The following is a 25,815-nucleotide window of genomic DNA, read 5'->3' on the forward strand; positions in this document are numbered from 1 at the left end:
ACCTGAACCCGCGTCGGCGCCCTCTTTCTCCACGCACTGGAGCGGATCACCCACATCACAAGAACCTGGAGCAGCCCGTGACAAAGCCGGACATTGCAGCGCGGCGGGTACTGGGGGCCTGTGCCGCCCTGATGGTCGGCGCCCTCACCCTGACCGCCTGCGGCGGCAACGCCAGCGCCAACAGCGACGGCAGCAAGGGCGGGCAGGACAGTGCCGCCAAGACGTCGGCCGCGAAGATCGTGATCTCGTCGAAGGACGGTTCGACCGGCGCGTCCATCAACACGACCGGCGTGCAGGTCAGCGACGGCAGGCTGACCGGCGTGAAAATGACCGTGGCGGGGTCGGGGCAGGCCGTGGACGGCACCCTCTCGGCGGACGGCAGCACCTGGAAGCCGAAGGAACAGCTGGAACGCGGCACGAAGTACGAGATATCGGCGACCGCCAAGGACTCCAAGGGGCTCACGGCGGCGGCCAACTCCATCTTCACCACCGTCAATTCGTCGAACAGCTACATCGGGACGTACACGCCGGACAACGGGACGACGGTCGGTGTGGGGATGCCGGTGTCGTTCACCTTCGACAAGGTCATCAGCGACAAGAAGGCAGTGCAGTCGCACATCACGGTCACGTCCAGCAGCGGCCAGCAGGTGGTGGGGCACTGGTTCGGTTCGCAGCGGCTGGACTTCCGGCCGCAGGAGTACTGGAAGGCCGGCTCCAAGGTCACGATGAAGATCGACCTGGACGGGGTCGAGGGCGCGAACGGCGTCTACGGGGTGCAGAAGAAGACGGTGACCTTCACCGTGGGGCGTTCGCAGGTCTCCACGGTCGACGCGAACACGCAGACCATGACGGTGGTCCGGGACGGCAAGACCCTCAAGTCGGTGCCGGTGTCCACGGGCAGCCCGGAGCACACGACGTACAACGGGCAGATGGTGATCTCCGAGAAGTTCACCCAGACGCGGATGAACAGCCAGACGGTCGGGCTGGGCGGGGAGTACGACATCCCGGACGTGCCGCACGCGATGCGGCTGACGCAGTCGGGAACGTTCATCCACGGCAACTACTGGTACAACAAGGGCAACCCGCCGTTCGGGCGCGAGGGCACCAGCCACGGCTGTGTGGGGCTCGCGGACGTGCAGGGCGCGCAGGGGGACACGACGGCCAAGTGGTTCTACGACAACTCCCTCATCGGGGACGTCGTGATCGTGAAGAACTCCCCCGACAGGACCGTGCAGCCGGACAACGGGCTCAACGGATGGAACCTGTCCTGGAGCGAGTGGACCGCCGGAAGCGCGGTCTGACCGGCGGGTTTTGACAGATCGTCGGGCCGCGCGGGAACTTTTCGCGCGGCCCGCGTGTTTTCCCGGCGTACGTTTTCTCGGTTCCCGGACATGATGTCCGACCGAGGAGCTACGGTATGCACCCACAAGGTGACATGCAGCAACGCCGGGAGAAGCCTTGAGCGTTCCGTACGAGACGGCAGCGTACGAACCAGCCGAGTCGCCCGAGTCTCCGGAGGAGCATCTCGCGCGGCTCCTCGGCCGTGCCCTGAACTCCTTCGAACTGCCCGACGAGGCCCTGAGGCAGCTGGACTGCGCGCTGGCGCACGACAGTTCGCTGCACTCCGCGCACCACAGTTCGGGGCTGCACCGGGAGACGTACCGGCACACCTGGCTGCTCGCCGACGGGTCGGCGGTCACTCTGTGGGAGCTGGTGCACAACACCGCGCCGGGCAGCGACCCGCAGGCCGAGGTGTACGTCGACGAGGAGGAGCTGCGGGCCGCGACGGCGCGGTTGCCGTTGCCGCCGGACGCCCCGGACTTCGAGCTGCCGGTACTGATGACGCTGGCGGCGGTCCCCGAGCCCCGGCATGTGTATGTTCCGGACGACTCGGCGGACCACGCGCGGCGGCTTCTGCGCCGTGCGGAGAACGCCGACCGGCCGGACGAGGAGACGGCTCAGGTGCTGGCGACGGCGTTCGCGCACCAGATCACCCAGGCGTTCGGACGGCCGGGGCGGGCGGGCCGGACCGGCCTGAGCTTCTCGCTCTACGAGCACGCGTTCCTGCTGAGCGACGGCCGGGAGCTGTCGCTGTGGGAGGTCGAGCACACGGCGACGTCGGACGGCCGGCACATGTGCGAGGTGTACCCGTCGGAGACCGCGGCCCGGGAGGCCATGGAGCGGCTGGCGGCGCCGCGGCCCTGAGCCGAGCGCGCCCCGCCTCGGCGGGGCGAGCGCACCGAGCCTCAGCGGCCGCCGAGTCGGCGGACCAGGCCGGCGAAGGCGTCCTGTTCGGCCGGGGTGAGTTCCACGGACTCCCGTGGCGGGCCGGCCTGGAGCTGGTGCGGGTGGAGGGGGAGGACGCGGGCCGTGCGCCAGGCGTTGGCCTCACGGCGGGTGTGGCGCAGCACGCGCGTCAGGACGACCACCCAGGCGACGGTGGCCAGGGCGAGGGCCGTCACTCCGATCAGCTGGAGGGGCGCGACGTGCTCAGGCATGCGCCCCAGTACACACCACGGTCCGGGACCTTGGTCCCGGACCGTGACGTATCTCGCAGGTGCCGTGAACAACTCACAGCGAATCAAAGGGACAAGAGGGTGCGGGTGATCAGGCCGCGACGGGCTGCTTGGTCTCCTTCGTGGTGGCCGGGCCGGCGGCGGAGCCGCCCGCCGGGGTCTGCGGGGCCGGCTTGCGCAGGCCCTTCAGGATGACGACAAGGGCCGTGGTGACACAGACACCGGCGGCGATGGCGATCAGGTAGAGGAACGGGTTGCCGATCAGCGGGACCACGAAGATGCCGCCGTGCGGGGCGCGCAGGGTGGCGCCGAAGGTCATCGACAGGGCGCCGGTGACCGCGCCGCCGACCATCGAGGACGGGATGACGCGCAGCGGGTCCGCGGCCGCGAACGGGATCGCGCCCTCGGAGATGAAGGAGGCGCCCAGGACCCAGGCGGCCTTGCCGTTCTCGCGTTCGGTCTCGGTGAAGAGCTTGCCGCGCACGGTGGTGGCCAGGGCCATCGCCAGCGGCGGGACCATGCCGGCCGCCATGACCGCCGCCATGATCTTCATCGCGGAGTCACTGGGGTTGGAGACCGCGATACCGGCGGTGGCGAAGGTGTAGGCGACCTTGTTGACCGGGCCGCCGAGGTCGAAGCACATCATCAGGCCGAGCAGGGCGCCGAGCAGGACGGCGTTGGTGCCGGTGAGCCCGTTCAGCCAGCCCGTCATGCCCTTCTGGGCCGACGCGATGGGTTTGCCGATGACGACGAACATCAGGAATCCGACGATCGCCGAGGAGATCAGCGGGATCACCACCACCGGCATGATGCCGCGCAGTGCCGCCGGGATGTTGACCTTCTGGATGCCCATCACCACCGCACCGGCGATCAGACCGGCCGCCAGGCCGCCGAGGAAGCCGGCGTTGATGGTGAGGGAGATCGAGCCGCCGACGAAGCCGGGGACCAGGCCCGGCCGGTCCGCCATGCCGTAGGCGATGTAGCCCGCGAGGACCGGGACGAGGAAGGCGAAGGCCACGCCGCCGATCTGGAAGAACAGCGCGCCCCAGCTGTCGGCCTGCGTCCACAGGAAGTGGTCCATGACCGACGGTGCCTTGTTGATCTTGTATCCGCCGATCGCGAAGCCGATGGCGATCAGCAGACCGCCGGCCGCGACGAAGGGGACCATGTAGCTCACGCCGGACATCAGCCACTTGCGCAGCTTGGTGCCGTAGCCCTCGCCGGCATCACCGGCGCGTTCGACCGGGGTGGCCGGCGCGGAGCCGGAGGTCACCTCGCCGCGGGCCGCCTTCTCGCGCACCTCGCCGATCAGTTGGGCGGGGCGGTTGATGCCCGCCTTCACGCCGACGTCGACCGTCGGCTTGCCGGCGAAGCGGTCCTTGTCGCGCACGGGGACGTCGTGCGCGAAGATCACGCCGTCCGCCGCCGCGATCGCCTCGGGGTCGAGCCGGGTGAAACCGGCCGAGCCCTGTGTCTCGACGACGAGTTCGACGCCCGCCTCGCGGCCCGCGTTCTCCAGCGCCTCGGCCGCCATGTAGGTGTGGGCGATGCCGGTGGGGCAGGAGGTGACGGCGACGATACGGAAGGGGCGCTCGGCAGTGGTATCCACGCCGGAGCCCTGGGCGGGCGCCTGCGCCGATTCTGCCGCTGCGACGCCGGCGGAGGCCGCCGCCGGCGTCGCAGCGGTGCTCTGGGGGGCGCTCGCGGCGCCCTCAGCGCCCGCGGCGACGCCCGTGTCACCGGCGCCCGCGGCCGCCGCAGCCTTCGCGGAGGTCTCGTCGCCGCGGATCAGCGCCGCGGCCGTCTCCGCGTCGACCGCCGACCGCAGGGCGTCCGTGAACTCGCTGTTCATCAGCTGGCGGGCCAGTGAGGAGAGGATCGTGAGGTGGGCGTCGTCGGCGCCGGCGGGGGCCGCGATCAAAAAGATCAGGTCGGCGGGGCCGTCCGCCGCGCCGAAGTCGATGCCGGCGGCGCTGCGCCCGAAGGCGAGCGTCGGCTCGGTGACGTGGGCGCTGCGGCAGTGCGGGATGCCGATGCCGCCGTCGAGACCGGTGGGCATCTGGGCCTCGCGGGCGGCCACGTCGGCGAGGAAGCCCTCCAGGTCGGTCACCCGGCCCAGGGCCACCATGCGCTCGGCGAGGGCGCGCGCCGCCGCTTCTTTGGTGTCGGCGGACAGGTCGAGATCGACCAGGTCCGCGGTGATCATGTCGCTCATCGCGGGCTCCTATGCACGCGTATCGCCCGGGGTGTGGGGTGGGCGGTGGGGACGGGGATGCCGTGGGGGGCGGGGTGGGAGACGGGGCCGGGGAAGCCCCGCCTCCCGGGGACGGCGGGACGGCTCAGGGTGCCCCGTCGGCCCGTCGGCGCGGTGAGTAAGGAGGAACCTCGCCGCTCCTGGGCCGGTTGTCGGCGGACGGCGCCGGGGAGAAGCGCGGCCGCGTGCGGGGTCGTACGAGCGTTCATGACACCGGCTCCGTCAGTTCGCGGTCGACGGGGACGCGGTCGGTGACGGTCACCGCCGTGGGGTCCAGGTCGGCGGGGGTGGGCATCACGCTGCCGGGCAGCTGGACGGCGGCGGCGCCGTGGGCCACGGCGGAGGCGAGGGCCTCGGGGCCGCTGCCCCCGGCGATGAGGAAACCGGCGAGGGAGGAGTCGCCGGCGCCGACGTTGCTGCGGACCGTGTCCACGCGGGCGCTCGCGAACCAGGCGCCCGTGTCCTCCACGAGCAGCTGACCGTCGGCGCCCAGGCTCGCGAGGACGGCGCGGGCGCCCATGCCGCGCAACTCCTCGGCCGCCTTCAGCGCGTCGCCGACCGTCGCCAGGGGGCGCCCGACGGCTTCCGCGAGCTCCTCGGCGTTCGGCTTCACCACGTCGGGGCGCTCGCGCAGCGCTTCCAGCAGCGCGCGCCCCGAGGTGTCCAGGGCGATGCGCGCGCCCCCGGCGTGCGCCCGGGCGACCACATCGGCGTACCAGGACGGCGCGAGCCCCCGGGGCAGGCTCCCGCAGCACGCGATCCAGTCCGCGTCACGGGACTGCTCGCGCACCGTCTCCAGGAGCAGTTCCTGCTCCGCCCGCGAGAGTTCCGGACCCGGCGCGTTGATCTTGGTGAGCACCCCGTCGGACTCCGCGAGGGCGATGTTCGAACGGGTGGCTCCGGCGACCGGGACCGGCGCGACCTCGATGCCCTGCGCGTCGAGCAGGTCGGAGACGAGCGCGCCGGGCGCACCACCCAGAGGCAGTACGGCGACCGTGCGCCGGCCGGCGGCCGCGACGGCGCGGGAGACGTTCACGCCCTTGCCGCCGGGGTCCATGCGTTCGCCGGTGGCGCGGATGACCTCGCCGCGCTCCAGGGCGGGGACCTCGTAGGTGCGGTCAAGGGAGGGGTTGGGGGTGACGGTGAGGATCATGGCCGTGCCGCTCGTGCCGTTCGTCGCGCTCGCGCTGTTCGTGGTGCTCATGCTCGTACTACTTCCGTGCCGCCGCGCTCGATGGCGGCGGCGTCCTCGGGGCTCAGCCCGCTGTCGGTGATCAGCAGGTCCACGTCGCTCAGGTCGCCGAAGCGGGCGAAGTGCTCCTGGCCGTGCTTTGCGGAGTCGGCGAGCAGGACCACCCGGCGGGCCGCGGCGACGGCCGCCCGCTTGACCGCGGCCTCGGCGAGGTCGGGGGTGGTGAGGCCGTGGCCGGCGGAGAAGCCGTTGGCGGCGACGAAGAGGACGTCCGCGCGGATCTCGCCGTACGCGCGGAGCGCCCAGGCGTCCACGGCGGCGCGCGTGCGGTGCCGTACGCGCCCCCCGACCAGGTGGAGCTGGATGCCCGGGTGGTCGGCGAGGCGGGCCGCGATCGGCAGGCTGTGCGTGACGACGGTGAGGGACGCCTCCAGCGGGATGGCCGCGGCCAGGCGGGCGATCGTCGTGCCGGCGTCGAGGATCAGGGTGCCCTCGGTCGGCAGTTCCGAGACGGCGGCCTTGGCGATGCGGTCCTTCTCGTCGGCCGAGGTGGACTCGCGTTCGGCGAGGTCCGGCTCGAAGTCGAGCCGGCCGGCCGGGATGGCACCGCCGTGCACCCGGCGGACCAGGCCGGCGCGGTCCAGGGCTTTCAGGTCGCGGCGGATGGTTTCCGCGGTGACCTGGAACTCCTCGGCGAGCGACACGACGTCCACCCGGCCGCCGTCACGGGCGAGCCGGAGGATCTCCTGCTGCCGCTCCGGTGCGTACATGTCCGTTCGCCTCCGCTTCATGCCCGAACTTGTGGCTTCTCTCGGAGGCTACGCCCGGATTTCCGGAAAGTAAACAGGTTCGGACGTGATCCGGGCATGCCCGGACTTCGGTGAAGATCGTGGCCGGACTTCGGTAAAGAGCATGGCCGGACTTCGGTGAAGAGCATGGCCGGACTTCCGGTGAGAGAGTGCGCGGTCCCGGGCGCGCGGAAGGCCCGGCGCCTTTCGGTGCCGGGCCCGTGGTCGTGCCTGGTCAGGGCACGAGTGCCGGTTCCTTCTCCGGTGCGGGGTGAGCCGCCTCGGCCGCCTCCACATGCTGCGCCGGGCGCTTCGGCAAGGCGGACATCAGCAGGAACATCACGGCCATGACGGCGGCCACCCAGAGCAGCGCATGCTGGAAGGCGTTCGCGTAGGCCGGGCCGAGCCGGGCCGGGGTCAGGCGGTCGTCGATGACGCCGAAGAAGACGACCGAGACCAGGCCGAGGCCGAGCGCGTTGCCCATCTGCTGCACGGTGTTGATCAGACCGGAGGCCGACCCGGCATGCTCACGCGGCACCTCCGACAGCACCGCGTCGGTCAGCGGGGCGACGATCAGGCCCATGCCGACGCCCATCACGACCAGCGGCAGGGCCATCTGCCAGGAGGCGATGGCGAGGCCGTAGCGATCGGACTCCCAGATGTAGAGCAGCACGCCGAGGCCCATCACCAGGGCGCCCGCCTGGAGCACCTTGCGGCCGAAGCGCGGGACCAGTTTCTGCACGGACAGGCCGGCCGCGACGGAGACGGCGATCGAGAACGGCACCCCGGTCAGGCCCGCGTGCAGCGGGCTCCAGCCCAGTCCGTCCTGCATGTACAGCGTCCAGACCAGGAAGAAGATGCCGAGCGCGACACCGAAGACGGTCTGCACGGCGATGCCCGCGGCAAAGCTCTTCACCTTGAACAGGGAGGGTTCGATGAGCGGGGACCCGTCACGGGCCGCCTTACGGCGTTCGTAGGCCACCAGCGCACCGAAGACACCGAGCGCCCCGGCCATCGACACATACCCCCACAGTGGCCAGCCCAGCTCGCGGCCGCGGGTCAGCGGATAGAGCAGCATCAGCAGGCCGAGGGTCACCAGGGCCACGCCGACCAGGTCCAGTTTCAGGGCGTGCGGAGCCTTGGATTCGCTGATGTAACGACGGCCGAGGAGAAGGGCAGCGATGCCGACGGGGAGGTTGATGAGGAAGATCGGGCGCCATTCGAGGCCGAGGATGTTCCACTCCGTGAGGAGGGCGCCGAGCAGTGGGCCGGAGACCGCGCCCAGGCCGACGATCGCGCCGAACAGGCCGAAGACCTTGCCGCGTTCGTGCGCCGGGAAGGTGGCGTGCACGATCGACAGGACCTGCGGGACCATCATCGCGGCCATGCCGCCCTGCAGGATGCGGGAGGCGACCAGCATCTCCGGGTTGGCGGCGAAGCCGCACAGGGCCGAGGCGAGCGTGAAACCGCCGACGCCGATGAGGAAGATCCGTTTACGGCCGTGAATGTCGCCGAGGCGGCCGCCGGTGATCAGACCGGCCGCGAAGGCGAGGGCGTAGCCGGCGGTGATCCACTGGATCTGGCTGAACGAGGTGTGGGCGCTCCGCTGGATGGACGGGATGGCGATGTTGACGATCGTGACGTCGACCAGGTCCATGAAGGCGGCGGTCATGACGATCGCGAGGGCGAGCCATCGGGTTCGGTCGGACGGGGGTGCGGGGAGCGTCGTGGGGGTGGAGGTGGTGTGCCGAGTGGCTGTCGTCTGCGGCTGGGCGCGCCCCGCGGCGGAGCCGCTGATGGATACCGTCTCGCGCCCCTTGAGGGCGTCGGTGCCGCCGTCGGTGAAAGTCATGCCGACAACGTAGGAGCCGATTAGGCCAGATGTTGTCCTAGTCGTACGGCATCCTCGGACGCATGACAACGGACACTCCGGCTCGGCTTCTGCAACTCCTCTCCCTGCTCCAGACGCCCCGTGAGTGGCCCGGCGGTGAGCTGGCCGACCGACTCGGGGTGTCACGGCGCACCGTGCGGCGGGACATCGACCGGCTGCGGGAGCTGGGCTATCCCGTGGAGGCCAGCAAGGGGGCCGACGGCGGGTACCGGCTGGTCGCCGGGAAGGCGATGCCACCGCTGCTCCTGGACGACGAGGAGGCCGTGGCCATCGCGGTCGGGCTGCGGGCCGGGGCGGGGCACGCCGTGGAGGGGGTCGACGAGGCCTCGGTACGGGCGCTGGCGAAGCTGGAGCAGGTGCTGCCGGCCCGGCTGCGGCACCGGGTGACCACGCTCCAGGCCGCGACCACGCCGCTGACCAGCGGGGACGGGGCGAGTATCGCGCCGGAGACGCTGACCGTCATGGCGTCGGCGGTGGCGGGGCAGGAGCGGTTGCGGTTCGCCTACCGGGCGGCCGACGGGAGCCAGACGCGACGGCAGGCCGAGCCGTACCGGCTGGTGTCGACGGGGCGGCGCTGGTACCTCGTGGCGTACGACCTCGAACGCGACGACTGGCGGACGTTCCGGGTCGACCGGGTGAGCGAGCCGTTCGCGACCGGGGCGCGGTTCGCTCCGCGCGAGATGCCGGCGGGCAGTGCGGCGGAGTATCTGCGGCGGTCCATCCAACGGCACCAGGAGACGTACGAGTTCGTGATCGCGTTCGCCGGGACGGTGGAGGAGGTGGGGGCCCGGGTGCCGCGGTGGGTGGGGACGCCGGAGGACGAAGGGGGTGGATGGTGCGTGTTGCGGGGAGTCACCGGGGATCCGATGGAGTGGCTGGCGGTGCGGTTGGTGATGGCGGGGCATGAGTTCGTGGTGCGGGAGCCGCGGGAACTCGTTGAGTGCGTGCGGGAGTTGGGGAATCGGTTGGTTCGGGCCGGAGCGGGTGGGTAACTGTCCCCAGCGGCTGAGCAGCCGTACCGACTACGCCTGCTCCTCCCAGGCGAACCCGCGCAGATCCCGCAGGTTCCGCAGCGCCAGCGCCGCCGGTCCCTCCGCGCCCGACGGGGACGCCGTGCCCGCCGCCCAGGACTCCACCGCCACCCGGACCGCCGCGCTGGCCACCGCCGAGGTGAAGCGGAGGTGAGGGGTGGGGGCAACGTTGTCGGACTTGGTGTCGGGTCCGGTGTCCGGTGTGGTGTCCGGTGTGGTGTCGGGTCCGGTGTCCGGTGTGGTGCGCTCCGCCAGGATCGTCGTCAGGAGGTCTTCCGAGGACTGGCAGACCTCCGCCCAGACCTTGCGCAGGGCCGGGCTGGTGTCGGCGAGGTGGATCAGGGTGCGCACCCATTCCCAGGACGCGGCGGAGACGCCCACGCCGGGTGTCAGGGTGTGGTGGACGGCGTGTTCGAGTGCCTCGGGGACCGAGAGGGCCGCCGGAGCCGACCGTACGGCCTCCGCCCAGCGCTGTGCGCCCGCCGCGTAGAGCGGGGCGACCGCCTCCTCCTTCGTGGCGAAGTAGCGGTAGAACGTGCGGGGAGCGATGCCGGCGGCGTGTGCGATGTCCTCGGCGCGGGTGGCCCTCAGGCCCCGCCGTACGAAGAGGCCGGCGGCCGCCCGGGCGATCTCCATCCGGGTCTCCGCCTTGCGCCGCTCCGTCAGGGAGACACCGGGGGGATCGTGCCGGGGAGTGTTGCCGGTGGGGCTGGGGGTGCTCACCTCGGCAGGCTATGCCGCTGTGGCAGAATCTGCCATCCGGTGGTTCACCCCGTGGTTCAGGTACGGGGTGAACCACCGTTCCAGCATTCCCAGGAGGGACGGAACCCGGCAAACCCACCGCGCGAGTCGCCCCACGCCCGCCCACAGCACGTCCACAGCAATGAAGCCGGGCTCCGGCGCCCGGGGGGGGTAGGCGCCGAAGCCCGGCTCTGCGGAAGTCCCGGCGCCGGGGGGGATGGCGCGTCGGGACGAGGCTCACCGAGGGTTCGTCATACGTCGTCAGAGGTCAGGGGCGGTCTGAGCCCTCGACTGCCCGGGCCCGGAATGGTTGTTCCCTACACACGGAGCCCTGAAGCGGCGGTACCGCGCCATGTTTGCGCCGTCTTTCGCCACCCAGCGCACGCGCCCGGCGCGAGCATGGCCACGCACGCCTCCAGGCTCGTGAACCCGCACACGCCCCCAGGCTCGTGAACCCGCACGGACCCCGGAGCCCCCACAGACCCCGGAGCCCAGCGAACCCGGGCGCCCCCGCAGACGGCGGGAGCCCCAGGCGCACGGCCCCCCCTCGCGACTTCCTTACGCCGCCGGCTCGAACCCCGTGCTGCGGGCCAGCTTCTTCAGCTCCAGCAGCGCGTGCTTCTCGATCTGGCGGATGCGCTCGCGGGTCAGGCCGTGCTCCTTGCCGACCTCGGTCAGCGTGCGCTCGCGGCCGTCCTCGATGCCGTACCGCATCTTGATGATGGAGGCCGTGCGCTGGTCCAGGCGGCCGATCAGGTCGTCCAGTTCCTCGCTGCGCAGCAGGGTCATGACGGACTGCTCGGGGCTGACCGCCGACGTGTCCTCCAGAAGGTCCCCGAACTGGGTCTCGCCCTCGTCGTCCACCGACATGTTCAGCGAGACCGGGTCACGGGCCCAGTCGAGGACGTCGATGACGCGCTCCGGGTTGGAGCCGAGCTCGGCGGCGATCTCCGCGGGCTCCGGGTCGCGGCCGTGCTCCCGGTTGAACTCGCGCTGGACGCGGCGGATCCGGCCAAGCTCCTCCACCAGGTGGACGGGGAGCCGGATGGTCCGGGACTGGTCGGCGATGGAGCGGGTGATCGCCTGGCGGATCCACCAGGTGGCATACGTGGAGAACTTGAAGCCCTTGCGGTAGTCGAACTTCTCGACGGCGCGCACCAGGCCGGCGTTGCCCTCCTGGACCAGGTCCAGCAGGGGCAGGCCGCTGCGCGGGTAGCGTCGGGCGACGGCCACGACCAGGCGGAGGTTGGAGCGGATGAAGACGTCCTTCGCCCGCTCGCCGGCGGCGACGAGCGCCTCCAGCTCCTCACGGGTGGCGTCCGACGCGGACTCCTCCTCGCCGTCGAGGACCTGCCGCGCGAACACACCCGCCTCAATGGTCTGGGACAGCTCGACTTCCTTGGCGGCGTCGAGCAGCGGTGTGCGCGCGATCTCGTCGAGATACATGCCGACCAGGTCGCGATCGGCGATCTCGCCGCTATGGGCGCGAACACTGCTTGCCGAGTCGGCCGTCTCGCCGGTGGCGGACTGACGACGGGCGACGGCACGGGTTGCCATGCGGTGCTCCCTTGCGATGGTGGGCGGGCGGGTGGTCCTATCCGGTTCTTCTCGGTCTTCTCATGAATGTCGGCTCGGCTCTCGGCGCCGCGGAAGTCCGCTTCTGGAACTCCCGCGTCCTGGTCGGGTGCCCGGCATTCGAAGGAAACAACGACTGGAATCCGGACAGAATTCCCATGCCGCCCCCCGATTTTTCTGATCATGCAGTACCCTGTCCGACCAGCCGAGGGGGCGTGATGTCATCGGAACGTACAGAGGTGCAGGTCAGGCCGGGAGTCGAGGGGGACCTCGAAGCCCTCACGGAGCTCTACAACCACTACGTACGTGAGACGTCCATCACATTCGACACGGTGGTCTTCACATCGGAAGAGCGTCGTGCGTGGCTGCTCTCCCACCCGGAAGACGGCCCGTACCGGCTGATGGTTGCCACCTCGGCGGACTCACAGGAGATTCTCGGGTACGCCACATCCAGCCCTTACCGCGCGAAACCCGCCTACGGGACCTCGGTGGAGACCACGGTCTACGTCGCCCCGGACGCCGGCCGGCGCGGCGTCGGCACACTCCTCTACAGGGCCCTCTTCGAGGCGCTGGCGGGCGAGGACCTGCACCGCGCCTACGCGGGCGTCGCGCAGCCGAACGAGGCGTCCACCCGGCTGCACGAGCGCTTCGGGTTCCGGTACGTCGGCACGTACCGTGAGGTGGGCCGCAAGTTCGGCCGCTACTGGGACGTCGCCTGGTACGAGCGCCCGCTCTAGCCGAGCGCCCTTGCCGCAGCTCAGCCGAACTGCACCGACCGCTTGGCCATCCCCATCCAGAACCCGTCGATCACCGACTTCTGCGCGTCCAGCTCGCCGCCGGCCTCTGCCGCGCCCATGGTGACGAAGAGCGGGGCGAAGTGCTCGGTGCGCGGGTGGGCGTAACGGCCCGCCGGGGCCTTGTCGAGGAAGTCGAGGAGCGCGTCCCAGTCACGCCTCTCCAGGGCCCGGTGTCCCCAGTCGTCGAACTCCGAGGACCAGGACGGCACCCCCGCCCCGGTATGGCGGAGGGCGGCCAGGTTGTGGGTGAAGAAGCCGGAGCCGACGATCAGGACGCCCTCGTCGCGCAGCGGGGCGAGCCGGCGGCCGATCTCCATCAGGCGGACCGGGTCGAGGGTGGGCATGGAAATCTGGAGGACAGGGATGTCCGCGGCCGGGAACATCTCCACCAGGGGCACATAGGCGCCGTGGTCGAGCCCGCGGTCCGGGATGTCCTGCACGGGGGTACCGGGGGCGCGCAGCAGCTTGCGCACGGACTCGGCGAGCCCGGGCGCGCCGGGGGCCGCGTACTGGACCTTGTAGTAGTGCTCGGGGAAGCCCCAGAAGTCGTAGACGAGGGGGACGGTCCGTACGGCACCGAGGGCGAGGGGGGCCTCCTCCCAGTGCGCGGAGACCATCAGGATCGCCTTGGGGCGGGGCAGCCCGGCGCTCCAGGCGGCCAGCTCGCCGGGCCAGACCGGGTCGTCGGCGAGCGGCGGCGCGCCGTGGCTCAGATAGAGGGCGGGCATGCGCTCCTGGGAAGCGGCGGATCGCTCCTGTGCGGCGGCGGTCATGACGGCGGCTCCCTCCACGGACGGCGAGCGGGACCTTCACCCGGCCCCGCAGAACCCTAATGCTTTAAATCTCAAGCTTTCCGCCCTACACCATACGCCCTACTTGTTTAACCTTCAAGGAGAGGCCTCGTACAGTGGGATACATGAACACGGCATCCACATCCGCGACCGCAGCCGGGCACCGCTGGCTCAGCGACGACGAACAGCGCGTCTGGCGCTCGTATCTGCACGCCACGACCCTGCTGGAGGACCATCTGGACCGCCAGCTCCAGCGGGACGCGGGGATGCCGCACATCTACTACGGCCTGCTCGTCGGGCTCGCCGAGGCGCCCGGGCAGCGGCTGCGGATGACCGAGCTGGCCATGGGCGCGAAGATCACCCGGTCCCGGCTCTCGCATGCCATCGCGCGCCTGGAGAAGAACGGCTGGGTACGCCGGGAGGACTGTCCCTCAGACAAGCGGGGCCAGTTCGCCGTCCTGACCGACGAGGGCTCCGAGGTGCTGCGGCGCACCGCGCCGGGCCATGTGACCGCCGTACGGCAGGCGCTGTTCGAGCGGCTGACCCCGGAACAGCAGCAGACCCTCGGCGAGATCATGCAGATCGTCGCAGAGGGCCTGCAGCCCAACGAAGCGGGCGCGGACCTGCCCTGGCTCCGCTGAGGAGCTAAGGACAGGCCCGCGTGCGGGTACCCGGTCGGTCGGTGGTGGCTCAGAGGCTCAGTGGGCGACCACCGGGATCGCCAGCTCGTCCTCCGCGCCTTCACCGGAGGCCACCGGGGTGGCGCTCGGCGTACCGGCGTTGACGAAGGTCACCACGATGACCGCGGCCAGCACCAGCATGCCGACGGCGAACCAGATCGCGTTGGTGTAGCCGTGCACCTGGCCCTGGAGCTGGACCAGCTGCTGCTGCGACTTGGAGGCCGCGGTGGCGATGTGGTCCTTGATGTACGCCGTCGTCGCGGACGCGGCGATCGTGTTCAGCAGGGCGGTGCCGATCGCCCCGCCCACCTGCTGCGAGGTGTTGACCATCGCGGAGGCGACACCGGCGTCCCGGGGCTCGACGCCCAGGGTGGCCAGGGACATGGCCGGCATGAACGCCGTACCCATGCCGAGACCGAGCAGCACCATCGCCGGCAGGATCGTCGAGGCGTACGACGAGCCGATCTCCAGCTGGGTCATCAGCAGCATGCCGACCGCGGCAACCACGAAGCCGGGGCCCATCAGCAGCCGGGCCGGGACCCGGGTCATCAGGCGGGTGCCGATCTGGGTCGAGCCGATCATCATGCCGACGATCATCGGCAGGAAGGCGAAGCCGGTCTTGATCGGCGAGAAGCCCTTGACGACCTGGAGGTAGTAGGTCAGGAAGAGGAAGGTGCCGAACATCGCGATGATGGCGACACCGAGCGAGAGGTAGATACCGCCGCGGTTGCGGTCGGTGACCACGCGCAGCGGCAGCAGCGGGGCCTTGACCCGGGTCTCGGTGACCACGAACGCGAGCAGCAGCACCACGGCGGCGACGAACAGGCCGATGGTCGTGACGTCGCTCCAGCCGTCGGACTCGGCGCGGGTGAAGCCGTACACCAGGGAGACCAGGCCGAGGGTGGACAGGAGCACGCCCGGGATGTCGAGCGGGTTGCGGTTGCGGCCGCCCTCCGGCTCGCGGATGACGAAGTACGCGCCGAGCGCGGCGACGATGGCGAACGGGATGTTGACGAAGAACGTCCAGCGCCAGTCAAGGTACTCGGTGAGCACACCACCGAGGATGAAGCCGACGGCGCCGCCGCCACCGGCGATCGCGCCGTAGATGCCGAACGCCTTGGCACGCTCCTTGGCGTCCGTGAACATCACGGCGAGCAGGGAGAGCGCGGCCGGGGCGAGCATGGCGCCGAAGACGCCCTGGAGGGCGCGGGCGCCGAACATCATCGCGCCGCTGGTCGCCGCGCCGCCGAGCGCGGAGGCGGCGGCGAAGCCGGTCAGGCCTATGACGAAGGCCCGCTTGCGGCCCCACAGGTCGGCGATCCGGCCGCCGAAGAGGAGCAGACCGCCGAAGGCGAGGGCGTAGGCCGTGACGACCCACTGCCGGTTGCCGTCGGAGATGCCCAGGTCGGTCTGGGCGGAGGGCAGCGCGATGTTCACGATGGTGGCGTCGAGGACGACCATCAGCTGGGCGAGCGCGATGAAGACGAGCGCTTTCCAGCGGTTGGCGTCACCGGACTGCGCCGGTGCGCCGGTAGCCTTTGCGGCTGTTTCAGACATGGGGGTACCCACTTCGTGACTTCGTGACGGAAAGTCGATGATTCGTGATTAGTGATTCGTGACGGAATGTCAGCGTGCGTTACGGAAAATGGGATCGGTGAAGCGCAGACGGTGGTCAGGCGCTGACGGTGGTCTGACGGTGGTCGGTGCGGATCAAGGGGCGCGCGAGATGAAGGACCGGTGCCCGGTCCGAAACTGATCGGCCCCTACGGGACGGTGCGGTCGCTCTCGGTCGTTCAGGCCTGGCGGAGGTCCTCCATGGTCACGGCCGTGCCCGGCAGGGCGGAGCGGGCCGGGGCCCGCAGTCCGTCCAGGAACAGCTGCAGATGACGGTGGACGAAGCGGTCGTTGACCAGGCAGCCGGTGCCGGCCGGGGGCCGGCTGAGCTGGGCCGCGGCGATCATCACATCGCCGACACCCACGTCCGGACGGAGCTGTCCGGCCGCCTTGGCGCGGTCCATGAGCTGCCCGATGAGCTGCTCGCACCGCTCGCGCGCCGCCTCCAGGTCGGGATGGTTCTTGTCGAAGGTGCTGGAGACCATCGGGCACAGCGCGCTGACCCGCTCGTCGGCGGAGGCGTGCACGAAGCGCTCCAGCGCCCCGAAGGCGTCCCCGGTCTCCGCGAGCGCGAGTTCGGCCGCTTCCGACGTCCGGTCCATCACGGAGCAGACGACCTCACGGACGAGCGCGTCACGGTCGGGGAAGTTGCGGTACACCGTGGCATTGCCGACGCCGGCCCGGCGGGCGATCTCGTCGAGCGGCACGTCGGGGCCGTACTCGGTGAACATCTCGCGGGCGGCGGTGACGATCCGCTCCCGGTTGCGCAGGGCGTCGGCGCGGGGCCGGGGTGCCTTGCGCACGGTGGGGATGGCGGTCGCGGTCTGCACGGCGCACTCCTGGTCTGGTGGTCTGGGTGATCCTCTGGGCTTCCACGATCCGGGGATCCGCTCCCCGTTTCGCGCGGACACAGGTCCAAACGGGGAAAGGGTCCCCGGTTATTTCCACACCTTCTCCTCATTCCTTGTGACCTGCATCACACCTCTTGGGCCCGGGAAATCCCACGATCGGCCTCTCCAACGCGCGCCCGCCGCCCCGCAGACACAGGGTGATCGAGAGGGTGCAGCCGGAAACCGGTGGCTGCCGTGGCGCGAAAGGTCCATGCATGCAGCCGCAGCCCAGCCGCCCGATACCCGCGCACCGTCGCACCCCACGGGCCCCGCGCACACCCCGCGCCTCGCGCACGCCCTCGACCCGCCCGATACGCCACCGCCGTGCGGTCTCCCTCGCCGCCGTGACCGTGCTGATCCTCGCGGTCGGCACCTCGGCGGGCACCGGACTCCGCACGGCGGCGCCCACGCCGGCCGGCGCCGGCCCGATCGCGCTGGCCCGCTCCTCGGCCTACGGACCCTGTCTGATCAGCGGCGGCCACGGGGTGCAGATGACCGAGGGCGTCCCCACCCCGGGCGGTTACTCCCGCTCCACCGGCACCGTGCACGCCCTGACCCTGATGGTCGACTTCTCCGACGCGCCCGGCCAGGGCAGCGCGCTCGACCGCTACCACGAGTTCTTCCCGCAGACCCAGGACTGGTTCCGCACCGCCTCCTACGGCAAGCTCGACTACCAGCCGGCGGCACCCATCGACCACTGGCTGCGGATGCCCAAGCCGTTCGCGGCGTACGGCATAGAGCGCGGGGCCCCCTTCGACCCCGGCTACCGGCAGCTGGTCCAGGACATCGTGGCCACCGCCGACCCGGACGTGGACTTCCGGTCGTACGACCTCCTGAACGTGCTGATCACCCCGAACGCGGGCCCCTCCGCCCTGGACACCGTGCTGTCGGTGACCTTCGCCGGCAACTCCGACGCCCCGGTCGCCGACGGCGTCCCGGTCGCCAACGCATCCTTCGTCTACTCCCGCCAGGACGACGGCTCCGGCTCCTACGCCCAGACCGGCTACCGGGTCCTCCCCCACGAGAACGGCCATGTCTTCGGCCTGCCCGACCTCTACACCCAGGAGGGCGGGGGCGCGGTCGGGCACTGGGACATCATGAGCGAGGACTGGGGCGCCGACAACGACCTCCTCGCCTGGCACAAGTGGAAGCTGGGCTGGCTCGACGCCGACCAGGTGAGCTGCGCGGCGGCTCACGACGCCACCGAGTACACGCTGACCCCGCTCTCCCGCGCCGGCGGCCAAAAGCTGGTCTTCGTCCCGGTCGACGCCCGCACCGGCTACGCCCTGGAGGTGCGGACCAAGGGCGGCAACGACGAGGAGGTCTGCCGCCCCGGCGTCCTCATCTACAAGGTCGACGCCAACGTCGACACCGGCCGCGGACCGATCAAGGTGTACGACGCCCACGGCGACACCGGCGGCTGCACCCGCAGCCCCAACGTCCAGGCGGAACTCTCCGACGCCACGTTCGGGCCGGGCGAGACCTTCAAGGACCCCAAGCACGGGATCGAGGTGCGGGTGTCGGGGGTGGACGCGGCGGGGGACTATCGGGTGCGGGTCACTCGGGGGTAACGCTTCAGGCGCGATCGGAGGGGGGCGGCTGGATCGGAGGGGGGCGGGCGGGATCCGAGGGGGCCAGCTGATCGGATGGGGGCGGGTGGGGTCCGAGGGGGGCGCGCGGGATCCCAGGGGGCCGCGCGGGATCCGAGGAGGGCGCGCGGGATCCGAGGAGGCCGCGCCGGATCCGAGGGGGCCGCGCCGGAGTGCGAGGAGGGCGCGCGGGATCCCAGGGGGCCGCGCGGGATCCGAGGAGGGCGCGCCGGATCCGAGGGGGCCGCGCCGGAGTGCGAGGAGGGCGCGCCGGAGTGCGAGGAGGGCGCGCGGGATCCGAGGAGGGCGCGCGGGATCCCAGGGGGACGCGCGGCATCCGAGGGGGCCGCGCGGGATCGGAAGAGGCCAGACGGGCGGACGGATCGGACGAGGCGGACGGGGTCGGCCACGGTTTACGGTAGGCGTGCCCTGACCGAGGCCTGCGCTGATGGCCGTACCGGAGAGTCGATGACCGCCGCCGCCCCCCTGCCCTCCTCCGCCGCACCGCACGAGCCGCCCGTCGGGGCGGTCGCGCCGCTGATCCGGGGTGTGGCGGTGCTGGATGCACTGACCGAGGCGGGCGGGACGCTGAGCGCGAGCGCGCTGGAACGCCGTACCGGCCTGGCCCGTTCCACGGTCGACCGGATCACCGCGACCCTCGCCCGTATGGGATACGTCCGCCAGACCGGCCGGGACGCGGTGCTCACCCCCCGCGTGATGGAACTCGGCAACGCCTACCTGGCCGCCCTCCGCCTGCCCGCCCTCCTCGACCCGCACGCCGAGGCGCTCGCCGACGAGCTCGACGAGTCGGTCTCGCTCGCGGTCGCCGACCGGGACGGCATCCGTTTCATCCACCAGGCCACGCGCCGCCGCGCGATGTCCGTCAGCTTCCGCATCGGCGACCTGCTGCCGGCCGAACGCACCGCCCCCGGCCCGTTGTTCGCGGCCGAGTGGACGCGAGAGGAATGGCACGCCTGGCGCGCACGGCGCACAGCGGACCCGACCGACGCGGGATTCCCGGCCGTACCGCCCCGCGCACCCGGTGGGGAGGATGACTTCCAAGCGAGGGCGGACCGGGCCCGCAGGGACGGCTGGGCCCTGGACGACCAGTTGATCGAACCGGGCCTGGTCGCGGTGTCCGTCCCCGTCCGCGACCCGGCCACCGGCAGGGTCGCCTGCGTGGCGAGCGTCGTCAGCCACACCAGCCGTCACACGGCGGCGGACCTGCGCGACACCCTGCTGCCCCGTCTGCGTACGGCGGTCACGGCGATGGAGACGGAACTGCGCGAGGCCCCGCCGCCCCAGCCGGGCCCGCCGCCCTCCGGCCTGGCCGGCTGGACCACGGCCTCCAAGCACGAGTTGGGCCGCGACTTCGTGGAGTCCCTGGCCCGCGGCCTGACGGTCCTGACGGCGTTCGGCGAGGGCCGCCCTGCCCTGAACCTGACGGACGTGGCGAAGGCGACGGGCCTGGCGCGGGCGACGGCCCGACGGGCACTGATCACGTACGAGCACCTGGGTCTGGTGACGGCAGAGGGCCGAACCTTCGCCCTCACGCCCCGGGTCCTGTCCCTCGGCTACCCGCCGCTGTCCCGCACCACCCTCGCCCGCCTGGCGACCCCCCGTCTCCGAGCCCTGGCCGACCACCTGCACGAGCCGACGGCTCTGGCCGTACTCGTCCCCGGGACCGACCCGCCGGAGATCCAGTACATCGCGGTGGCGACCGCGAACCGCGTCCTGACCGTGGACATCACGGTCGGCACCCGCCTCCCGGCACGCCGCACCTCCCTCGGCCGGGCCCTCCTCGACCCCGACGGGCCAACCGGATACGCCCTGGCGGACGAGGAACTGGAGTCGGGCCTGCGCTCGATCGCGGTACCGGTACGCGACCGCACGGGCCGCCCGGCAGCCGCCCTGAACGTGGCCACCCACGCGGCCCGCCGCACCCTGGAGGAGTGCGTGACGGAACTCCTCCCCGACCTCCGCACCACCGCGGCCGGCATCCAGACCGACCTGCGCATCGCCTCCCGCTTCACCCGCGTCCCGCTCACCTGAGATCCCACCCCGATGACGGGTCGTCGCCGTCGGCCGGCCGGTCACCGGCAACCGCAACGACCGCAAGGCGTGGGAACCGTCCGGCGGGAACGGCCATCGGCTGCACAGACCGGGGCCGGACAGGACCCTGGGGCCCTCGCCCGTTCCCGGCTCCTGCAGCGGACCACGGGTAGGGAGCGGCACAACACGTCCCACCGCAAGGCCCGGGCCCGCGTCGAGCACGCCTTCTCACGCACGCCTTCGCACGGATGAAGACCTGCCCCGGTCTCGCCGTGGCAGAGGACGCTCAGTCGAGACAGAACTCGTTGCCCTCGATGTCCTGCATCAGGATGCACGACTCGTTGTCGTCATCGGCGAGCAGCGTTCGTACGTGTACCGCACCGAGCGCGACCAGTCGTGCGCATTCGGCCTCCAGTGTGGCGAGGCGCTCTTCACCCACGAGCCCGGTGCCGGCCCGCACGTCGAGGTGCACCCGATTCTTGACGACCTTCCCTTCGGGAACCCGCTGGAAGAGCAGGCGCGGGCCCACACCCGAGGGATCACTGCACGCGAAGTAGGTGACCTGATCCTCAGGCGGCAGCGAGCGATGGTAGGCCTCCCAAGTGGCAAAACCCTTCGGGATCGGCGGTACGACGTACCCCAGCACCTCGCACCAAAAACCGGCGAGGCGCGCAGGTTCCGCGCAGTCGAAGGTGACTTGGAACTGCTTGGTTGACGACATCGGCGCACCATAGCAAGGGGACTCTGCCGCGCATCTCCCGGCGTGCATCCGCATGTTGTCGTGAGGACAGCCCCTGCTGGCCGCTGCCCCGGCCCACGCCGCGTTTCCCGGCGGCAGCTTGCCGACACGGGCCGCACCCACGGACCCGTACACCGCTTCCTGGACGCAACAGAGCGGGCACATAGGATCGCCGGAATGGCACTGCGACCTGTTCATGTGAACGTGAAGGCTGTTGACGCCTCGGCGATCGGCCGGTTCTGGGCGGAGGCGCTCGGCTGGAGTGCTTACAGCGCCGGTGTGACCACCTACGTGGGACCCGTCGGCGGACTCGTCTGGCCGGACCCGGTCGCCCTCGGTATCGATGTCGTTCCCGTCCCGGAACCCAAGGCAACGACGAAAAACCGTGTGCACCTCGATCTCGCCACCACCTCCGCGGCCCATCAGGCGGAGTTGGTCGCGCACCTCCGGGCTCTCGGTGCGACGCCCGCCGACGTGGGCCAGGGCGGAGTGCCGTGGACGGTCCTCGCCGACCCGGAGGGCAACGAGTTCTGTGTCCTTGAACCTCGGGAGATCTACCGGGACACCGGGCCGATCGCCGCGGTGGCGGTGGACTGCACGGAGCCGCGGGCCATGGCCCGGTTCTGGAGCGAGGCGACGGACTGGACCCTGCACGAGGTGACCGACGATCACGCGACGTTGCGCTCTGCCAAGGGCGTAGGCCCGTATCTCGAGTTCCTCCGCACGCCCGACGCGAAGACCGTGCCGGACCGCGTCCATCTCGACCTGCTGCCGTACCCCGGCGACGACAGGGCGGCCGAGGTGGCCCGGCTGCGGGCCCTCGGTGCCACCGACCTCGACCTCGGCCAGGACGACGTCCCGTGGACGTGCCTGTCCGACCCCGAGGACCACGAGTTCTGCGTCCTCGCCCTGTCGTGACGCGGCGAAAACCCACTACCCGGACGAACCCGCAGGCCCTGCCCCTCAACACCAGCGCCCGCCCGAGCCCCGATCCGGTACCCTGTGGATCGAGCGCTCTGACGGGCGTTGCGCCGTGCCACGCGCAATCCGCGTGACCCTACGACGTAGCCACCCCAGATCGCTCAGGGCTTGACCAAGAGCGTTTCCCACAAGCCCCGCCTTCGTAGCTCAGGGGATAGAGCACCGCTCTCCTAAAGCGGGTGTCGCAGGTTCGAATCCTGCCGGGGGCACAACAAAATGCCAGATAACTGGACATAGCACCCCTCCGTGAGCATCACGGAGGGGTGCTTTTGTCCTAGATGGGAACCTAATGGGAACGGCACGATGAGTAGCGAATAGTAACCCTTCGCGATCACCTCATGGTTGCTTTTTGTAGCTTCATCATGATCTAGGGGAAATTGGCAGCCCCGGCGAACTGCTCTCTGGGCGATGCTGAGCGGAACGGAAGCGCCTGGCTCGCGCATCTGGAGAATCCACTGGCGAAAGCGGCGCTCACCGCTTCGATCTGGTTCGGTGCACAAGCCGGACAGTGCAGGTGCGTGCGGAGCGGAGGTTCCGAAACACTTGGCGGGCAAGGGGCCGGGGTGAGCCGTGCGGGCTCGGCCGGCCTCTCCCCGGTGCGGCGGAGATCCGCCCCGGCTTCACGGTGAGCCGGAACTGGGTACAGGCGGCGATCGTGACCTACGCCCAGCGGTCTCCCCGCCTCGGGAGTGCGGATCCTGGGTACTTCAGTCGAGATCCACGTCAGGCAGCCGCCTCAACCCATCTGATCGTCCAGCCCACCTCCAGGTCCGGACCGGATCAATTGAGACGGGGCAGCGACTCAGCGGCACCGGCAGAAGACGTTGTAGCCGACGGTTACTTCGTCGGCTGGATCTCAGCCGCTTGAGATGCTGAGGGCACGGCGAGCCCAGTATGTCGGTTGTTGACCTCGCTGAACTGAGGATGACTCGCTCGTTAGCCTTTGCCGTGCCTCTCTCGGTGGCCAGGCTCACGGCGAAGGGGCCACGAGTGCGCGAACGCGTTCCATGAGCCGGTCCGTGTCTCTGCGGAAGTTCGGCACAGAGCGGATCCTGCGCACCGCGAAGGCGATCAGCCGTACCTCGTCCACACCGGTGTGTTCGCTCACGACGGCAGGTTGGTCGTGGATGTTGGAGACGTGTGCTTCTTCCAGGGCGTACTTCAGGGTGTCCTCTGTCACGCCCAATTCTTTCGCTGCTGCCCCCGTGCGTGCCTGGAGTAGCTGCATGACGACTGCCTCGGGATCGTGATGGCCCGGCAGGTACTCCAGCCACTCTCCCTGACGATTCGGTTCAGAGCGTGTGTCTCCGTCCAGCACGCCAAGAAATGCCGCAGCCGGTCTGGTCGGTCCGAGGACACGGGCGACGGCTGCGACGGTGTCGGCGCCACGCAGATCCTGCACGCACAGATGCGGGGCGAGCTCCGGTAGGTGACAGCGGAGCAGTTCCTCCAGCATCAGCCGAGCGAAGCGGTCCTCAACCAGCAACACTGCCTCGGTCCGTGGAGCCATGCCCAGCTTCCGGCTGACTTGAGCAGGAATGACGCCGGCGGAGATGGTTGCCTGAGCCGCGGCGCCCACGCCGCGCTCGAGTGTGCGGAGAGAAGTGCTGGGCAGGCGGTAAGCGAACTCCGGGGAGTGCGAGGCGAGGACGACCGACAGTTCCATTTTGACCGCACGAGCGACAATGATGTCGAGCAGCCGTTCGCGAGCGCGGGGCGAGAGAAAGTTCTCGGGCTCGTCGAGCAGCACGATGCTGCCCCGTCCCACCCCACGCAGGGCACGCAGGATGACACAGGAAGCGAGCTCCCCCAGGCTCATCTGTTCGGGCCCGTAGGTGTCGCCGTGGCGGCCGAGCTCGTAGTAGAACCAGGTGGGTGGCTCGCCGGAAGCAGGGGAGCGGCGGTCCAGCTCCTGGTGGGTGACCAGGTCGTAGGGACGTCCCATGATGGTGCCCAGTGCATGGTCGAACCAGGCGCTGCGGGGAGCCTTCTCGGCCGTGGCGCGCTCGCTTTCGAGCTCGTGTGCCGGAACTCGGCTCACTTGGGTCAGCACATCGAAGCACTCCCGTGCGGTGTCGATGTACACGCACGGAGCTTTGGCGTCGGCAAGTTCCACGTCCCCCGCCGCCGGTCCGTTGCGGTCGCCCTTCTGGTGCCGTGACTGGCCCGTCAGCCGTACAGCAGTGGGGTGCGGCACGCCGTCCGGCGGCGCCTGTTGCTGCAGATGGCGTGCGAGCGTTCGTAGGAACTGCGTCTTGCCCGCGCCACTAACCCCGCAGAGAAGAGTGATGCCCGGCGCCATCTCGGCGGTAAGCGAGCCGAGGTGCGCGTGCCCGTCGATCTCGACCCTGCGCAACGGTGAACGCACCTGGCCATTGGCCAGTTTACGGTAGTGGTTATTGATCTGGGCCCGACGGAGGACCTCGTCATCCTCTGCGTCCCGGCTCAACTCCACTCCCCCCACGACTTCAGTGCCCCGTCTTCCCAAAGCACTTGGTCGATCCCGTCTTCTGTGAACAGTGCATCATCTGCGCTGGTCAGCGCCGCGTACATGCGCAGCACGTCCGGCACAGGGGCAGTCCTACGAGACGGGGCACCTCCTGTCGCCACGAGGAACAACCAGCCGATGGCATCCCGCAGCACCGTCGACTCGGGTGTGTGCGCACCCACTGCGGCCACTTCGTTGAACCGCTCTAGCAGGGCGCCGTATGGCAGTTCACGGAAGGCGGTCTTGAGTGGTGCAGTCGCACCAGGCCCGAGTTCGGCAGCTCGCCTCCGACGTTCCGGCTCCAGCCATTCGAGGAGAAACCCGAGGTGATGTTCGGCGCCAGGGCCGAATGCACGCCGGGCCCGGACCATCACCAGCATCCAGCTCAGCAAAGTGGGTTTGGTAAACCGAACAGCAGGCATATCGAGTGCGGGCAGTGACAACAGTCCCTTGAGCGCGTCAGCCACTTCGTCCCGGGTCTGGTCATCCACCGCGTCACCGGAGCGCAGGCGGTAGTTCAGTTGTTCGCTGCCGACTGCCGCGGCCTGGACGCTGCCTGCCTCTACGGCGACCAGCACTCGGCTGATCACGTCCTCGTAGGCCAGGCCGACGTTCCCGAAGCCGATGCGTTCTTCCCCCAGGCCCCAGTCGACCGCCGAAGCCACAAGGACCCGGACTTGCTCGCCGAACGACCCCGATTCGACAAGTTTGCGTCCTGCTTCGGTCAGTCCGGCTTCGGAGTTGAGCCGCAGCACGGCGGTACGCAACTCGGCAGGTGGCAGTTCGTCGAGCTCCAGGAGCACCAAGGGGTAGTCGTCGAGCGCGGTGCGCAGCCCCTGCGGCAGAGCGGCGTATGTCTTTCCGTCAGATTCCCGCAAGGCAAGAGCCGTAGGGGTGAGGTGGCCGTCGACCAGTAGGTCGCCGCGTACGAATTCCTCTAGTGCCGCTAGGCGTCGCTGGCCGTCGAGCAGGACTCGTGATCCGTCCGCTTCACGCGCGACGAGCAGCGTGCCGATGGGCCAGCCGCGCAGCACGGAGTCAAGGAGCACGTGCTTGCGGTGGTCCGACCACTCTGCGCTCCTGGACGGCTCGGAGGGCTGGCGCAGATTTCCGTCGCGAAGCTGGGCGAGCGCCTCGCGCACGGTCACGACGGTGGGCCGGGTGGCCGACGCGCGGAGGTCGTGAGCCGGGGTCATGACGTTCGCC

General features: G+C 70.4%; 21 protein-coding genes and 1 tRNA gene. 9 read left to right on the forward strand and 13 right to left on the reverse strand.

Going from position 1 to position 25,815, the window contains the following annotated elements:
• The first annotated feature begins 77 nt into the window (after positions 1 to 77).
• The gene (locus tag ACZ7OO_RS19150) at positions 78 to 1,301 is read left to right on the forward strand and encodes a L,D-transpeptidase (RefSeq protein WP_471505930.1); all 1,224 of its coding nucleotides are present in this window, start codon (positions 78 to 80) and stop codon (positions 1,299 to 1,301) included.
• A gap of 157 nt (positions 1,302 to 1,458) precedes the next feature.
• Positions 1,459 to 2,205, forward strand: a complete 747-nt coding sequence (locus ACZ7OO_RS19155; protein WP_471505931.1) for a DUF6227 family protein — start codon at positions 1,459 to 1,461, stop codon at positions 2,203 to 2,205.
• 41 nt (positions 2,206 to 2,246) lie between these two features.
• Here ACZ7OO_RS19155 and ACZ7OO_RS19160 read toward each other — a convergent pair whose 3' ends face one another.
• From ACZ7OO_RS19160 to ACZ7OO_RS19180, 5 genes are all read right to left on the reverse strand, one after another.
• Positions 2,247 to 2,498 (reverse strand): hypothetical protein, encoded by a 252-nt coding sequence (locus ACZ7OO_RS19160; protein WP_471505932.1) that lies wholly within the window; start codon positions 2,496 to 2,498, stop codon positions 2,247 to 2,249.
• Between the two features lie 109 nt (positions 2,499 to 2,607).
• Entirely contained in the window at positions 2,608 to 4,731 is a 2,124-nt protein-coding gene (locus tag ACZ7OO_RS19165) for a PTS fructose transporter subunit IIABC (RefSeq protein WP_471505933.1), read from the reverse strand.
• A gap of 244 nt (positions 4,732 to 4,975) precedes the next feature.
• A complete protein-coding gene (gene pfkB, locus ACZ7OO_RS19170) occupies positions 4,976 to 5,923 on the reverse strand; it encodes a 1-phosphofructokinase (protein ID WP_471505971.1) in 948 nt (315 codons plus the stop codon).
• Between the two features lie 47 nt (positions 5,924 to 5,970).
• On the reverse strand, positions 5,971 to 6,732 hold the full coding sequence (locus ACZ7OO_RS19175; protein WP_471505972.1) for a DeoR/GlpR family DNA-binding transcription regulator: 762 nt from the start codon (positions 6,730 to 6,732) through the stop codon (positions 5,971 to 5,973).
• Positions 6,733 to 6,985: 253 nt separating this feature from the next.
• Entirely contained in the window at positions 6,986 to 8,422 is a 1,437-nt protein-coding gene (locus ACZ7OO_RS19180) for an MFS transporter (protein WP_471505973.1), read from the reverse strand.
• Between the two features lie 242 nt (positions 8,423 to 8,664).
• Between ACZ7OO_RS19180 and ACZ7OO_RS19185 the strand changes: the two genes are divergently transcribed.
• A complete protein-coding gene (locus ACZ7OO_RS19185) occupies positions 8,665 to 9,633 on the forward strand; it encodes a helix-turn-helix transcriptional regulator (RefSeq protein WP_471505934.1) in 969 nt (322 codons plus the stop codon).
• Positions 9,634 to 9,663: 30 nt separating this feature from the next.
• Here ACZ7OO_RS19185 and ACZ7OO_RS19190 read toward each other — a convergent pair whose 3' ends face one another.
• Positions 9,664 to 10,308: a TetR/AcrR family transcriptional regulator gene (locus ACZ7OO_RS19190; RefSeq protein WP_471505974.1), complete on the reverse strand. Its 645-nt coding sequence runs from the start codon at positions 10,306 to 10,308 to the stop codon at positions 9,664 to 9,666.
• Positions 10,309 to 10,971: 663 nt separating this feature from the next.
• Positions 10,972 to 11,970: a sigma-70 family RNA polymerase sigma factor gene (locus ACZ7OO_RS19195; protein ID WP_471505935.1), complete on the reverse strand. Its 999-nt coding sequence runs from the start codon at positions 11,968 to 11,970 to the stop codon at positions 10,972 to 10,974.
• 236 nt (positions 11,971 to 12,206) lie between these two features.
• Here ACZ7OO_RS19195 and ACZ7OO_RS19200 point away from each other — a divergent pair, with 236 nt between their 5' ends.
• On the forward strand, positions 12,207 to 12,725 hold the full coding sequence (locus tag ACZ7OO_RS19200; RefSeq protein ID WP_471505936.1) for a GNAT family N-acetyltransferase: 519 nt from the start codon (positions 12,207 to 12,209) through the stop codon (positions 12,723 to 12,725).
• Between the two features lie 20 nt (positions 12,726 to 12,745).
• Here the strand turns inward: ACZ7OO_RS19200 and ACZ7OO_RS19205 are convergent, their stop codons facing one another.
• On the reverse strand, positions 12,746 to 13,558 hold the full coding sequence (locus ACZ7OO_RS19205; protein ID WP_471505937.1) for a dioxygenase family protein: 813 nt from the start codon (positions 13,556 to 13,558) through the stop codon (positions 12,746 to 12,748).
• Positions 13,559 to 13,701: 143 nt separating this feature from the next.
• Between ACZ7OO_RS19205 and ACZ7OO_RS19210 the strand changes: the two genes are divergently transcribed.
• Positions 13,702 to 14,217, forward strand: coding sequence for a MarR family winged helix-turn-helix transcriptional regulator (locus tag ACZ7OO_RS19210; protein ID WP_471505938.1), 516 nt, complete (start codon positions 13,702 to 13,704; stop codon positions 14,215 to 14,217).
• Between the two features lie 57 nt (positions 14,218 to 14,274).
• Here the strand turns inward: ACZ7OO_RS19210 and ACZ7OO_RS19215 are convergent, their stop codons facing one another.
• Complete coding sequence (locus ACZ7OO_RS19215; protein ID WP_471505939.1) at positions 14,275 to 15,813, reverse strand: MFS transporter; 1,539 nt, start codon at positions 15,811 to 15,813, stop codon at positions 14,275 to 14,277.
• Positions 15,814 to 16,049: 236 nt separating this feature from the next.
• Positions 16,050 to 16,700 carry a TetR/AcrR family transcriptional regulator gene (locus ACZ7OO_RS19220; protein WP_471505940.1) on the reverse strand — a complete coding sequence of 217 codons (651 nt, stop codon included), beginning with the start codon at positions 16,698 to 16,700 and terminating at the stop codon, positions 16,050 to 16,052.
• Between the two features lie 275 nt (positions 16,701 to 16,975).
• Between ACZ7OO_RS19220 and ACZ7OO_RS19225 the strand changes: the two genes are divergently transcribed.
• Complete coding sequence (locus ACZ7OO_RS19225; RefSeq protein ID WP_471505941.1) at positions 16,976 to 18,331, forward strand: M6 family metalloprotease domain-containing protein; 1,356 nt, start codon at positions 16,976 to 16,978, stop codon at positions 18,329 to 18,331.
• A gap of 486 nt (positions 18,332 to 18,817) precedes the next feature.
• Positions 18,818 to 20,401 carry an IclR family transcriptional regulator domain-containing protein gene (locus ACZ7OO_RS19230; RefSeq protein ID WP_471505942.1) on the forward strand — a complete coding sequence of 528 codons (1,584 nt, stop codon included), beginning with the start codon at positions 18,818 to 18,820 and terminating at the stop codon, positions 20,399 to 20,401.
• Positions 20,402 to 20,687: 286 nt separating this feature from the next.
• Here ACZ7OO_RS19230 and ACZ7OO_RS19235 read toward each other — a convergent pair whose 3' ends face one another.
• The gene (locus tag ACZ7OO_RS19235) at positions 20,688 to 21,122 is read right to left on the reverse strand and encodes a VOC family protein (RefSeq protein ID WP_471505943.1); all 435 of its coding nucleotides are present in this window, start codon (positions 21,120 to 21,122) and stop codon (positions 20,688 to 20,690) included.
• A gap of 195 nt (positions 21,123 to 21,317) precedes the next feature.
• On the opposite strand from ACZ7OO_RS19235, the gene ACZ7OO_RS19240 reads away from it, so the two are divergent.
• Complete coding sequence (locus ACZ7OO_RS19240) at positions 21,318 to 22,058, forward strand: VOC family protein (RefSeq protein ID WP_471505944.1); 741 nt, start codon at positions 21,318 to 21,320, stop codon at positions 22,056 to 22,058.
• A 199-nt stretch (positions 22,059 to 22,257) separates the two neighbouring features.
• Positions 22,258 to 22,330 (forward strand) — tRNA-Arg (locus tag ACZ7OO_RS19245).
• A gap of 761 nt (positions 22,331 to 23,091) precedes the next feature.
• Here ACZ7OO_RS19245 and ACZ7OO_RS19250 read toward each other — a convergent pair.
• Positions 23,092 to 24,570, reverse strand: coding sequence for an AAA family ATPase (locus ACZ7OO_RS19250; RefSeq protein WP_471505945.1), 1,479 nt, complete (start codon positions 24,568 to 24,570; stop codon positions 23,092 to 23,094).
• The gene (locus ACZ7OO_RS19255) at positions 24,567 to 25,805 is read right to left on the reverse strand and encodes a DUF262 domain-containing protein (RefSeq protein WP_471505946.1); all 1,239 of its coding nucleotides are present in this window, start codon (positions 25,803 to 25,805) and stop codon (positions 24,567 to 24,569) included. Before ACZ7OO_RS19255 ends, ACZ7OO_RS19250 begins: the two co-directional genes overlap by 4 nt.
• Positions 25,806 to 25,815 lie beyond the last annotated feature (10 nt).

Source organism: Streptomyces sp. NPDC111744 (assembly GCF_055634995.1).

Bases quoted from the DNA above. Each gene is read 5' to 3' on its own strand.
- ACZ7OO_RS19165 (WP_471505933.1), bottom strand. From the start codon at position 4,731: ATGAGCGACATGATCACCGCGGACCTGGTCGATCTCGACCTGTCCGCC.
- ACZ7OO_RS19240 (WP_471505944.1), top strand. From the start codon at position 21,318: ATGGCACTGCGACCTGTTCATGTGAACGTGAAGGCTGTTGACGCCTCG.
- ACZ7OO_RS19200 (WP_471505936.1), top strand. From the start codon at position 12,207: ATGTCATCGGAACGTACAGAGGTGCAGGTCAGGCCGGGAGTCGAGGGG.
- ACZ7OO_RS19175 (WP_471505972.1), bottom strand. From the start codon at position 6,732: ATGTACGCACCGGAGCGGCAGCAGGAGATCCTCCGGCTCGCCCGTGAC.
- ACZ7OO_RS19235 (WP_471505943.1), bottom strand. From the start codon at position 21,122: ATGTCGTCAACCAAGCAGTTCCAAGTCACCTTCGACTGCGCGGAACCT.
- ACZ7OO_RS19255 (WP_471505946.1), bottom strand. From the start codon at position 25,805: ATGACCCCGGCTCACGACCTCCGCGCGTCGGCCACCCGGCCCACCGTC.
- ACZ7OO_RS19160 (WP_471505932.1), bottom strand. From the start codon at position 2,498: ATGCCTGAGCACGTCGCGCCCCTCCAGCTGATCGGAGTGACGGCCCTC.
- ACZ7OO_RS19225 (WP_471505941.1), top strand. From the start codon at position 16,976: ATGCAGCCGCAGCCCAGCCGCCCGATACCCGCGCACCGTCGCACCCCA.
- ACZ7OO_RS19185 (WP_471505934.1), top strand. From the start codon at position 8,665: ATGACAACGGACACTCCGGCTCGGCTTCTGCAACTCCTCTCCCTGCTC.
- ACZ7OO_RS19205 (WP_471505937.1), bottom strand. From the start codon at position 13,558: ATGACCGCCGCCGCACAGGAGCGATCCGCCGCTTCCCAGGAGCGCATG.
- ACZ7OO_RS19180 (WP_471505973.1), bottom strand. From the start codon at position 8,422: ATGACCGCCGCCTTCATGGACCTGGTCGACGTCACGATCGTCAACATC.
- ACZ7OO_RS19210 (WP_471505938.1), top strand. From the start codon at position 13,702: ATGAACACGGCATCCACATCCGCGACCGCAGCCGGGCACCGCTGGCTC.
- ACZ7OO_RS19215 (WP_471505939.1), bottom strand. From the start codon at position 15,813: ATGTCTGAAACAGCCGCAAAGGCTACCGGCGCACCGGCGCAGTCCGGT.
- ACZ7OO_RS19230 (WP_471505942.1), top strand. From the start codon at position 18,818: ATGACCGCCGCCGCCCCCCTGCCCTCCTCCGCCGCACCGCACGAGCCG.
- ACZ7OO_RS19195 (WP_471505935.1), bottom strand. From the start codon at position 11,970: ATGGCAACCCGTGCCGTCGCCCGTCGTCAGTCCGCCACCGGCGAGACG.
- ACZ7OO_RS19190 (WP_471505974.1), bottom strand. From the start codon at position 10,308: ATGGAGATCGCCCGGGCGGCCGCCGGCCTCTTCGTACGGCGGGGCCTG.
- pfkB (WP_471505971.1), bottom strand. From the start codon at position 5,923: ATGATCCTCACCGTCACCCCCAACCCCTCCCTTGACCGCACCTACGAG.